The 11,163-nt window shown below is 71.5% G+C and carries 8 protein-coding genes; 4 read left to right on the top strand and 4 right to left on the bottom strand.

All coding sequences use genetic code 11. The features are described 5' to 3' along the window. The 3 genes from ACGFYV_RS33470 to ACGFYV_RS33460 form a co-directional block, all read right to left on the bottom strand. Positions 1–2,703: amino acid adenylation domain-containing protein (locus tag ACGFYV_RS33470; protein ID WP_393882281.1), on the bottom strand; the 2,703-nt coding region annotated here is incomplete at its 3' end. Between the two features lie 117 nt (positions 2,704–2,820). After that, entirely contained in the window at positions 2,821–4,446 is a 1,626-nt protein-coding gene (aceB, locus tag ACGFYV_RS33465) for a malate synthase A (protein WP_393882280.1), read from the bottom strand. A gap of 184 nt (positions 4,447–4,630) precedes the next feature. Next, positions 4,631–5,200, bottom strand: a complete 570-nt coding sequence (locus ACGFYV_RS33460; RefSeq protein WP_393882288.1) for an NTP transferase domain-containing protein — start codon at positions 5,198–5,200, stop codon at positions 4,631–4,633. 297 nt (positions 5,201–5,497) lie between these two features. Between ACGFYV_RS33460 and ACGFYV_RS33455 the strand changes: the two genes are divergently transcribed. Continuing rightward, positions 5,498–5,785, top strand: a complete 288-nt coding sequence (locus tag ACGFYV_RS33455; RefSeq protein ID WP_393882279.1) for a DUF5955 family protein — start codon at positions 5,498–5,500, stop codon at positions 5,783–5,785. 761 nt (positions 5,786–6,546) lie between these two features. Here the strand turns inward: ACGFYV_RS33455 and ACGFYV_RS33450 are convergent. Next, positions 6,547–7,341: an IclR family transcriptional regulator gene (locus ACGFYV_RS33450; RefSeq protein ID WP_393882278.1), complete on the bottom strand. Its 795-nt coding sequence runs from the start codon at positions 7,339–7,341 to the stop codon at positions 6,547–6,549. Positions 7,342–7,622: 281 nt separating this feature from the next. On the opposite strand from ACGFYV_RS33450, the gene allB reads away from it, so the two are divergent. The 3 genes from allB (at position 7,623) to ACGFYV_RS33435 (ending at position 11,035) form a co-directional block, all read left to right on the top strand. Beyond that, positions 7,623–8,960 (top strand): allantoinase AllB, encoded by a 1,338-nt coding sequence (allB, locus tag ACGFYV_RS33445; RefSeq protein ID WP_393882277.1) that lies wholly within the window; start codon positions 7,623–7,625, stop codon positions 8,958–8,960. A 43-nt stretch (positions 8,961–9,003) separates the two neighbouring features. Beyond that, positions 9,004–10,143, top strand: a complete 1,140-nt coding sequence (gene alc, locus ACGFYV_RS33440) for an allantoicase (protein ID WP_393882287.1) — start codon at positions 9,004–9,006, stop codon at positions 10,141–10,143. Between the two features lie 73 nt (positions 10,144–10,216). Next, positions 10,217–11,035 carry an AIM24 family protein gene (locus ACGFYV_RS33435; protein WP_393882276.1) on the top strand — a complete coding sequence of 273 codons (819 nt, stop codon included), beginning with the start codon at positions 10,217–10,219 and terminating at the stop codon, positions 11,033–11,035. Positions 11,036–11,163: the final 128 nt, after the last annotated feature.

Genomic DNA, 11,163 nt, shown 5'->3' with positions numbered 1-11,163 from the left:
GGGGGGGGGGGCGGGGGGGCGGGGGGGGCGGGGGGGGGGGGGGGGGGGGGGGGGGGGGGGGGGGGGGGGGGGGGGGGGGGGGGGGCCGCCCCGGCCGCGGCTCGGCAACGGCAGTATCGCCGGCGCCCCCACCAACATGCTTGCCCAATAGGCACGTTGTTCCGCCGACTCCGGTGACTCACACCAACCCCGGTGCCAGCGCGCGTAGTCCTGGTACTGCAGCGGGAGCGGCGGGAGTGTCGCGCTGCCGTGCCGCAGGTAGGCGTCGTAGGCCGCCACCAGATCGTGCAGGAAGACGTTGAACGCCCAGGCGTCGTGCACGGAGTGGTGCTCGGTGTGGACGAGGAGATGCTCGTCCGCGCCCGTCCGGATCAGCAGCCAGCGGACGAGGCGGTCGCTGCGTACGTCGAACGGCTCGCGCACGGCCTCGCGGACACAGTCGGCGACCCGCGCGTCGCGTTCGGCCGGGTCGAGGGCGGTGAGGTCGACCACCGGCACATCGACCCGCCACGGCGGTACGACGCTCATCTCGAGCCCCGAGTCTCCGAGGGTGAGCCTCGACCGGAGCACATCGTGCCTGCGGACGATCTCGGTCAGACTGGCGTTCAGAGCCGTGCGGTCCATGGTGCCGGCCAGCCGGAGCACGCACTGACCGTTGTACGCGACGGATTCCGCGGCGCTCCCCTGGGCGAACCAGATCCGCTCCTGCGCATGGGAGACGGCCGGGGGAACGTGCGCCGGCAGCGGAGAAGGCGCGTGTCCGGCGTGTCCAGTGCGTCCGGCGCGGCCGGTGGCGTCCGCCAGCTCCGCCGCGATGGCGGCCACGGTCCCGCCGCGCAGCACCGCGCTCACCGGGAGGCTCCGGCCGAGCACCTCTGTGACGCGTGCGGCCAGTTGTACAGCCGTGAGCGAGTTGCATCCCCAGTCGAACAGCGACTCGTGCGCCCCGATGCCCGTCACTCCGAGCAGTTCGGCGGCGATGTCGCCGATGATCCGTTCGAGAGATTCCGTGGATGCGGATGCGGATGCGGATATGGATCTGGATATGGATGCGGATGCCGTCTCCGTGATCGGAGTGTCCCGCGGTGGCGGAGCGGAGGGCAGGCGCGATCGGTCGATCTTGCCGTTGGGGCGCAGCGGCCACTGGGTGACGATCACGATCCGGTCGGGTACCAGATGGCCGGGCAGCACGCGCGCCGACCGTTCACGAAGGTCGGCGCCGGTCATCGCGCACCCGGGGGACAGGCGAACGTAGCCGGTCAGACGGGTCTGGTCCGCGACCACCACCGCGTCGCGGACGCCGTCGAGCAGGGCCAACGTGTGCTCGATCTCCGCGGGTTCGACGCGAAAGCCGCGGACCTTGACCTGGTCGTCCGTCCGGCCCAGGAACTCGATCGTGCCGTCAGGACGGTGGCGTCCCAGGTCCCCGGTCCGGTACAGACGGCCGCCCGACGTCGAGAGGTCGGGCAGAAACCTTTCTGCGGTCAGGTCGGGGCGACCGAGATAGCCACGCGCCACACCGGCGCCCCCGATCAGGATCTCCCCGGCGACGCCGTCCGGCACACGGTTCAGCTTCTCGTCGACGATCGTCACCGTGGTCCCCGCGAGCGGCCTGCCGATGGGGACGACGGCGTCGTCCGTCTCGTCGGGAGCGACGGTGTGCATCGTCGCGCACACCGTGGTCTCCGTCGGGCCGTACCCGTTGACCAGTTGCACCTTCCCGGCCCAGAGCCGGGCGGTGGCCGGGAGGCAGACGTCACCGCTGCTGACCAGGACACGCAGGGACGGCAGAGCGGACGGGGTCATCATGCGGACCACCACCGCCGGCAGACAGGTGTGCGTGATCCGCAGACGGCCCAGAAACTCCTGTACGGGCGTGCTCACTAGGTCATGCGCGTCCACGATCTCGAGTCGGCCTCCGCTGCCGATCGCCATGGCCCACTCGAAGATCATCGAGTCGAAGTAGGGGCTGCAGAACTGGAGTACGACCGCCGAGCCGTCCATCGCGGCCAGTTCGGCCCGCTGGGCCGCGATCAGGTTGGTGAGGCCGCGATGCTCCACGACGACCAGTTTCGGCTCGCCCGTCGACCCGGACGTGCGGATGGCGTAGGCCACGTCGCCCGGCCGCAGCGGGTGTCCGACGCGCGGAGCGCTGTCGTCCGGCGGTGTGTCCAGGTCGAGCGTGTCGACCTCGACGTACCGGGACCCGGGTGGCAGGGCCGGGCCGGCGGCGCTGGTGAGACACAGCGGTGAGCCCGTCCGTGCGATCATCCCGTCCCGCCACGGAGCGGGCCATCCCGGATCGACGGGCAGAAATCCGGCCCTCAGCTTCCACAGGGCCACAGCCGTCTCGAAGAACAGGACACCCCGGTCGAGGACGACAGGGACGACCTGTCCCGGCTCGACACCCCGCAGCCGCAGCAAGTGGGCGAGTCGCGTCGTACGGGAGTTCAGTGACTGATAAGTGACGGTCCGCTCCGCGTGCGCCAGTGCCACGTGATCGGGCCGCGTCGCGGCCCAGTCGTCCAGCAGCTCGAGGAAGGATCGCGCGGGCGGATCCGCCGCGGCCTGTGCCGCTGGCGTGTCACCTGCAGGTTTGCCATCCGTCACGGGGAGGGAGACGGACGCCCAGGGAAGGTCGCGGCGCAGGGCCGGCACCAGGTCCGCGAACTCGGTGCCTGTGGGAACGTGGGACTCGATCACCGCTTCAAGATAGGCTTCGTATACGGAAATTGGCCAGATCCTTGCGGTCCCGGCGTACCTGGACCGAACGCGAAGCGGCCCCGGGGGAAGTCCCCCGGGGCCGTCGCTGTGTGGTCGTCAGCCCTTGAGCCGCTGGTACGCCGGCAGGGTGAGGAAGTCGGCGTAGTCCTCGTCGAGGGACACCTGGAGCAGCAGGTCGTGCGCCTCCTGCCAGTGGCCGGCGGCGAAGGCCTCCTCGCCGATCTCCTTGCGGATGGCGTCCAGTTCCTCGGCGGCGACCTTGCGGGCCAGTTCGGGCGTGGCCTTCTCGCCGTTCTCGAACTCGACACCCGCGTTGATCCACTGCCAGATCTGCGAGCGGGAGATCTCGGCGGTGGCCGCGTCCTCCATCAGGTTGAAGATGGCGACCGCGCCGAGTCCGCGCAGCCAGGCCTCGATGTAACGGATGCCGACCTGCACGGCGTTGACGAGACCGGCGTACGTCGGCTTCGCGTCGAGCGAGTCGATCGCGATCAGGTCGGCCGCCTCGACGTGGACGTCCTCGCGCAGCCGGTCCTTCTGGTTCGGCTTGTCGCCGAGGACCTTGTCGAAGGACTCCATGGCGATCGGGACCAGGTCGGGGTGGGCGACCCAGGAGCCGTCGAAGCCGTCGTTCGCCTCGCGGTCCTTGTCGGCGCGGACCTTCTCGAAGGCCACCTTGTTGACCTCGGCGTCGCGGCGGGACGGGATGAACGCCGCCATGCCGCCGATCGCGTGCGCACCGCGCTTGTGGCAGGTGCGGACGAGGAGTTCGGTGTAGGCCCGCATGAACGGGGCGGTCATCGTGACGGCGTTGCGGTCCGGCAGGACGAACTTCGTGCCGCCGTCACGGAAGTTCTTGACGATGGAGAACAGGTAGTCCCAGCGGCCCGCGTTCAACCCCGAGGCGTGGTCGCGGAGTTCGTAGAGGATCTCCTCCATCTCGTACGCGGCCGTGATCGTCTCGATCAGCACGGTGGCGCGGACGGTGCCCTGCGGGATGCCGACGTACGTCTGCGCGAAGACGAACACGTCGTTCCACAGGCGGGCTTCGAGGTGCGACTCGGTCTTCGGCAGGTAGAAGTACGGGCCCTTGCCGAGGTCCAGCAGGCGCTGGGCGTTGTGGAAGAAGTACAGGCCGAAGTCGACCAGGGCGCCGGGGACCGGCTTGCCGTCGGCATCGACGAGGTGGCGCTCGTCGAGGTGCCAGCCGCGCGGGCGCATGACGACCGTCGCCAGCTCCTCGTCCGGGCGCAGTGCGTACGACTTGCCGCTGCGCTCGTCCGTGAAGTCGATGGCGCGGGTGTAGGCGCCGATCAGGTTGAGCTGACCGAGGACCACGTTCTCCCAGGTGGGTGCGGAGGCGTCCTCGAAGTCGGCGAGCCAGACCTTCGCGCCCGAGTTGAGGGCGTTGATGGTCATCTTGCGGTCGGTGGGGCCGGTGATCTCGACGCGGCGGTCGTCCAGCGCGGCGGGAGCCGGGGCGACCTTCCAGGAGTCGTCCGCGCGGACGGCGGCCGTCTCCGGGAGGAAGTCGAGCGTGGAGGTGCGGGCGATCTCGGCGCGGCGCTCGGCCCGGCGGGCGAGGAGTTCGTCACGGCGCGGGGTGAACCGCCGGTGCAGCTCCGCCACGAAGGCGAGCGCGGCGTCCGTGAGGACCTCTTCCTGCCGGGGCAGGGGCTCGGCGTCGACGATGGCCAGCGGGGACGGCGCTGGTGCGGACATGAGCTGTCACTTCCTTCAGCGGTGGCACGCGGTGCCAAGTGGCACGAAACAGGACAGACGGCGCCGACTGTGCGGTCCAGCGCTTCTGAACAGTGGATACTAGTTTCCTCATCGTGGAATTTCAATGGTCTGTTGACGTCGAGATTCTCTGGGTCGAGGCAAGGTGGCGCCGGGTGCCACCCCCTCACTCAAGGTGGCGCAGGTCGGCCTCGGTGTCGATGTCGTAGGCCTCGGCGATGTCCGCGCACTCGACGAGCCTGATCGCGTCGGCGTGTTCGCGCAGGTAGGCGCGCGCACCGCGGTCCCCGGTGGCGGTCGCCGCGATGCCCGGCCAGTGCGCCGCGCCGAAGAGGACCGGATGCCCGCGCTCGCCGTCGTAGGCGGCCGAGACCAGCGAGCCCTCGCCCTCGTACGCACGCAGCACCCGGGCGACCGCCTCCGGCCCGATGCCGGGCTGGTCGACCAGGCTCACCAGGGCCGCGCGCGCCCCCGTGCCGGCGAGCGAGCCGAGCCCGGCGCGCAGCGAGGAGCCCATGCCCTCGGCCCAGTCGGGGTTCTCGACCACCACGCAGCCGCCGAGGTCCGCCCGCGCGCAGACCTCCTGCGCCCGCGCTCCCAGCACGACGTGGATCCGTCCGCACCCGGCGGCGCGCAGTACGCCGACCGCGTGCTCGACCAGTGGCCGTCCCCGGTGCTCCAGCAGCGCCTTGGGCCGGCCGCCGAGCCGCCGGCCCCCGCCGGCCGCGAGCAGCAGCCCGGCGACGTCCGCGCGGGTGTCCCGAAGGCCCTCGTGGTCCCGGTAATCCTCGCGGTCCCGGTGGTCCCGGTGGTCCCGGTGGTCCCGGTGGTCCTGGTAATCCTCGTGGTCCTGGTGGTCCGTCACGCGTCCTGCATACCTGACGCGGGCGTCGATGACCGGTTTCCCGGAGTTGTCCCGTGGGCTGAATTTCGGTCCGCGTGGTGGCGCTCGCGCACGCGGTGGCGTTAACTGACCCGCGCACGGGGACGTGCGTGGGGGAGGGGCGCGTTGCGGAGAGTGGAGCAGAGGTCGGTGGCCGGCAGTGACGAGGACCCGAGAGTGGCCGAACTGCGGACCGCGGTCTCCCGCCTGCGCCGGGAACTGGCCGCCCTGCCCTCCGAGTTCCCCGACCGCGCCATAGCCGAGGACGAACTGGCCGCCCTCGCCGCGATGGCCTCCGGCGGCTCCCCGGAAACCCCCCGCCTGCGCGGCTCCCTTCTCCTGATCGCGGGCGCGATCGGCTCCGTCGGCGCACTGTCCCAGGGTCTGTCGGACGTCCGGCAAGCAGTGGACCTCTTCGGACGAACACCGGGCCCCTGAAACCACCGCCCACGGACGCGCGACCGCCTACGGGGCAAGCCGTGGCGCACAGGTGAGGCGCCGAGTGTTCTTGGAGGCGCCGGGCGCGGGGTGCCACCCAGGGGGGCGGGGCTGTGCCGGTGTGCGGTTCTGCCGGCTGGGGCGCGAGCATCCGCGGCGCACGGCACGGGTGAAGCGCCGAGAGCGTGAAGGCGCGGGGCGACTGGTGCCACCCGGGGGGCGTGGGGCTGTGCCGGGTGGGGCGCGACGATCCGCGGCACACGGGTGGGGCGCCGAAATTCTTGGAGGTACCGGGCGCGGGGTGCCACCCAGGGGGCGCGGGCTGTGCTGGTGCGCGGTTCTGCCGGGTGGGGCGCGACCATCCGCGGCACACCGGTGAGGCGCCGAGAACGTGAAGGCGCCGGGCGGCTGGTGCCACCCAGGGGGCGTGGGGCTGTGCCGGTGTGCGGCTCTGCAGGGTGGGGCATGACCATCCGCGGCGCATCGGTGAGGCGCCGAGTTCTTGAAGGCGCCGGGCGACTGGTCCCACTCAAGGGGCGCGGGGAACTGCGCGACCAGCCACAGCACACCCGCACTCGCCAACGACGAGCCGCCCCACCCCCGGGCCCCCAGACCTACGCACTGGCCAACGTCGAGCCACCCCCACCCCCGGGCGCCCGGAACTACGCACCCGCACTGGCCAACGTCGAGCCACCCCACCCCCGGGCGCCCAGACCTACGCACTCGCCAACGCCGAGCCCCCCACCCCCGGGCCCCCAGACCTACGCCCCCGAGTTGGCCAGCGTCTGGGACAGCTCCGCCGCGACCCCCTGCAGCACCGGCACGATCTTGTCCGTCGCCGCCTCCGTGACCCGCCCCGCGGGCCCGGAGATCGAGATCGCCGCCGCCGTGGGCGAGTCCGGCACGGACACCGCGAGGCACCGCACCCCGATCTCCTGCTCGTTGTCGTCCACGGCGTACCCGAGCCGCCGTACGTCCTCCAGCGCCGCGAGGAACCCCTCCGGCGTGGTGATCGTCTTCTCCGTCGCGGCCGGCATCCCGGTACGGGCCAGCAGCGCCCGCACCTCGTCGTCCGGCACGCTCGCCAGCAGCGCCTTGCCCACCCCGGTGGAGTGCGGCAGCACACGCCGGCCCACCTCGGTGAACATCCGCATCGAGTGCTTCGACGGAACCTGCGCCACGTACACGATCTCGTCGCCGTCCAGCAGCGCCATGTTCGCCGTCTCGCCGGTCTCCTCCACCAGGCGGGCCAGGTACGGCCGCGCCCAGGTACCGAGCAGCCGGGAGGCGGACTCGCCGAGCCGGATCAGCCGCGGCCCGAGCGCGTACCGGCGGTTCGGCTGCTGCCGTACATACCCGCACGCCACCAGCGTGCGCATCAGCCGGTGGATGGTGGGCAGCGGCAGCCCGCTGGTGGCGGACAGCTCGCTCAGGCCGACCTCCCCGCCCGCGTCAGCCATCCGTTCCAGCAGATCGAAGGCACGCTCCAGGGACTGGACACCGCCGCTGGCGGCGGGCTTGGCGGAGTCGGTGGTGCTGGCGCTGGACGTCGGCACGGGGCGTTCCTTTCGGGACTGACAGGAAGAGCAGAAGCCTACCCGGCAGTCGGTTGACTCCCTGCTTGTACGTAGCTACGTTCTGCTTGTCGGAATTCTAATTCCACTTTGTGGAAAGGTCCAGAGTGGACGCATGCGACGCCCTGTCCAGAAGTGTGCCCCTTGACGACGGGGAACCGGGAGTGAAGACTCCTTCAACAGAACGTTGAATTCCGTTACATGGGCGTACATCCTCATTACTGGATGCAAAACGGTGCAAAACGGCATAGAGAGGGGTTCGGGTGTCCGACGCTGAACTGGTGCTGCGTTCGACGCGTGTCATCACTCCGGAGGGGACGCGGGCCGCCTCGGTCGCCGTCTCCGGCGGCAAGATCACGGCCGTACTGCCGTACGACGCCGAAGTCCCGGCCCCCGCGCGCCTGGAGGACCTCGGCGACCACGTCCTGCTGCCCGGCCTGGTCGACACCCACGTGCACGTCAACGACCCCGGCCGCACCGAGTGGGAGGGCTTCTGGACCGCCACGCGCGCGGCGGCGGCCGGCGGCATCACCACCCTCGTCGACATGCCCCTCAACTCCCTGCCGCCGACCACCACGGTCGAGAACCTGCGGGTGAAGCGCGCGGTCGCCGCCGACAAGGCGCACATCGACGTCGGCTTCTGGGGCGGCGCCCTGCCTGACAACGTCAAGGACCTGCGCCCGCTGCACGACGCCGGGGTCTTCGGCTTCAAGGCGTTCCTGTCCCCGTCCGGCGTGGACGAGTTCCCGCACCTCGACCAGGAGCGGCTCGCCCAGTCCCTCGCGGAGATCGCCGGCTTCGAGGGCCTGCTGATCGTGCACGCGGAGGACCCGCACCACCTGGCCGCGGCCCCCCAGCAGGGCGGCCCCAAGTACGCCGACTTCCTCGCCTCCCGGCCGCGCGACGCCGAGGACACGGCCATCGCGAGCCTCATCGCGCAGGCCCGGCGCCTGAACGCGCGCGTGCACATCCTCCACCTGTCCTCCAGCGACGCGCTGCCGCTCATCGCCGCCGCCCGCGCCGAGGGCGTCCGCGTCACCGTGGAGACCTGCCCGCACTACCTCACCCTGACCGCCGAGGAAGTCCCCGACGGCGCAAGCGAGTTCAAGTGCTGCCCGCCCATCCGCGAGGCCGCCAACCAGGACCTGCTGTGGCAGGCCCTCGCCGACGGCACCATCGACTGCGTGGTCACCGACCACTCGCCCTCCACGGCCGACCTGAAGACCGACGACTTCGCCACCGCGTGGGGCGGCATCTCGGGCCTCCAGCTCAGCCTGCCCGCCGTCTGGACCGAGGCGCGCAAGCGCGGCCACAGCCTTGAGGACGTCGTCCGCTGGATGTCCACGCAGACGGCCGCCCTGGTCGGCCTGCGCGACAAGGGCGCCATCGAGGCCGGCCGCGACGCCGACTTCGCCGTCCTCGCCCCCGACGAGACCTTCACCGTCGACCCGGCCGGCCTCCAGCACCGCAACCGGGTCACCGCGTACGCCGGCAAGACCCTGTACGGCGTCGTGAAGTCCACCTGGCTGCGCGGCGAACGCATCGTCGCGGACGGCGAGTTCACCGAGCCGAAGGGCACGCTCCTCTCCCGCCCCCGGTAAGCCACCCTCCGCACCCCAACCGGCCGACTCCCGAAAGGAACCCCTGATCACCGTGACGGCGCTGCATCAATCTTCTACGGCTCGCTTCACCGGCGACGCGAACCCCTACGGAGGCGGCGACCCGTACGCGGACTACCGCACCGCCGACTTCCCCTTCACCCAGTACGCCAACCTCGCCGACCGGCAGCTCGGCGCCGGTGTCATCGCCGCCAACGACGAGTTCTTCGCCCAGCGGGAGAACCTGCTGGTGCCCGAGCGCGCCGAGTTCGACCCCGAGCACTTCGGCCACAAGGGCAAGATCATGGACGGCTGGGAGACCCGCCGCCGGCGCGGCGTCTCCGCCGAGCACCCGTGGCCGACGGCCGAGGACCACGACTGGGCGCTGGTCCGCCTCGGCGCTCCCGGCGTCATCCGCGGCGTCGTCGTCGACACGGCCCACTTCCGCGGCAACTACCCGCAGGCGGTGTCGGTCGAGGGCGCGTCCGTACCCGGCTCGCCCTCGCCCGAGGAACTGCTCGGCGACGACGTGAAGTGGACGACGCTGGTCCCGCGCACGGCGGTCGGCGGCCACGCCGCGAACGGCTTCGCCGTCTCCGCCGAGCAGTGCTTCACGCACCTGCGCGTCAAGCAGCACCCCGACGGCGGCATCGCGCGGCTGCGCGTGTACGGCGAGGTCGTGCCCGACCCCGCGTGGCTGTCGGCCCTCGGCACCTTCGACGTGGTCGCCCTGGAGAACGGCGGCCAGGTCGAGGACGCCTCCAACCGCTTCTACTCCCCGGCCACCAACACCATCCAGCCGGGACGCTCCCGCAAGATGGACGACGGCTGGGAGACCCGCCGGCGCCGTGACCAGGGCAACGACTGGATCAGCTACCGGCTCGTCGCCCAGTCCCAGATCCGCGCGATCGAGATCGACACGGCGTACCTCAAGGGCAACAGCGCGGGCTGGGCCTCGGTCTCGGTGAAGGACGGCGAGAGCGGCGAGTGGACCGAGGTCCTCCCGCGCACCCGCCTCCAGCCCGACACCAACCACCGCTTCCTGCTCCCGGCCCCGGCCGTCGGCACGCACGCGCGCGTGGACATCTACCCCGACGGCGGCATCTCCCGCCTGCGCCTGTACGGCTCCCTCACCGAGCAGGGCGCGACCGCCCTGTCCGCCCGCCACCAGGAACTGGGCGCCTGACCTGCCCGCACCCCCACCCGGCGGAGTCCGCCGGGTGGGGAACTCTTTCCTCCGTCTCCCGCGTTGTCCTCGCGTGACCCTTCAGCAAGAGATCGTCGGCAACGCCATGCAGATGGCGGTCGTCAACCTGTACCCCGGCCAGACCGTGTACTGCGAGGCCGGGAAGTTCCTGTTCAAGACGACGAACGTGACCATGGAGACCCGGCTGTCCGGGCCGTCGGGCAACGGCGGCCAGCAGCAGGGAGGCGGCGGGGGCGGCGGCATGGGCGGCATGCTGCGCCAGGCCATGGGCACCGCCATGCAGGTCGGCCAGCGCATGCTGGCCGGCGAGTCGCTGGCGTTCCAGTACTTCAGCGCCCAGGGCGGCGAGGGCACCGTCGGCTTCGCGGGCGTGCTGCCCGGCGAGATGCGCGCCCTGGAACTCGACGGCACGCGCGCGTGGTTCGCGGAGAAGGACGCCTTCGTGGCCGCCGAGTCCACCGTCGAGTTCGGCATCGCCTTCCAGGGCGGACGCACCGGCATGAGCGGCGGCGAGGGCTTCATCCTGGAGAAGTTCACGGGGCGCGGCACGGTGATCATCGCCGGCGCGGGCAACTTCATCGACCTCAACCCCGCCGACTTCGGAGGCCGCATCGAGGTCGACACCGGCTGCGTCGTCGCCTTCGAGGAGGGCATCCAGTACGGCGTCCAGCGCGTCGGCGGCCTCAACCGGCAGGGCATCATGAACGCCGTCTTCGGCGGCGAGGGCCTGTCCCTGGCCACCCTGGAGGGCAACGGCCGGGTGATCCTGCAGTCCCTCACCATCGAAGGCCTCGCCAACGCCCTGAAGAAAGCCCAAGGCGGCGACAAACAGGGCCCGACCGGCGGTCTCTTCTCCACCCACACGGGCTGACCCGCCACCCGGAGACGCGACCTGCCACCCGGAGACGCTGTCCGCCTCGCGGAGGGGCTGACTCGGCACCCGGCGATGCCGATCCGCCGCCTGGAGGCGCCGACCCGTCACCTGGCGACGCGGCTGCG

Origin of the sequence: Streptomyces sp. NPDC048297, assembly GCF_043201585.1 — a bacterium.
In the GTDB taxonomy this organism is placed as follows: domain Bacteria; phylum Actinomycetota; class Actinomycetes; order Streptomycetales; family Streptomycetaceae; genus Streptomyces.
Note: the sequence above shows the minus strand (reverse complement) of the source record. Positions and strands in the feature narration are given on the sequence as shown.

What these genes read in the sequence shown, in the direction of transcription:
- aceB (WP_393882280.1), bottom strand. Translation starts at nt 4,446, where the DNA reads ATGTCCGCACCAGCGCCGTCCCCGCTGGCCATCGTCGACGCCGAGCCC.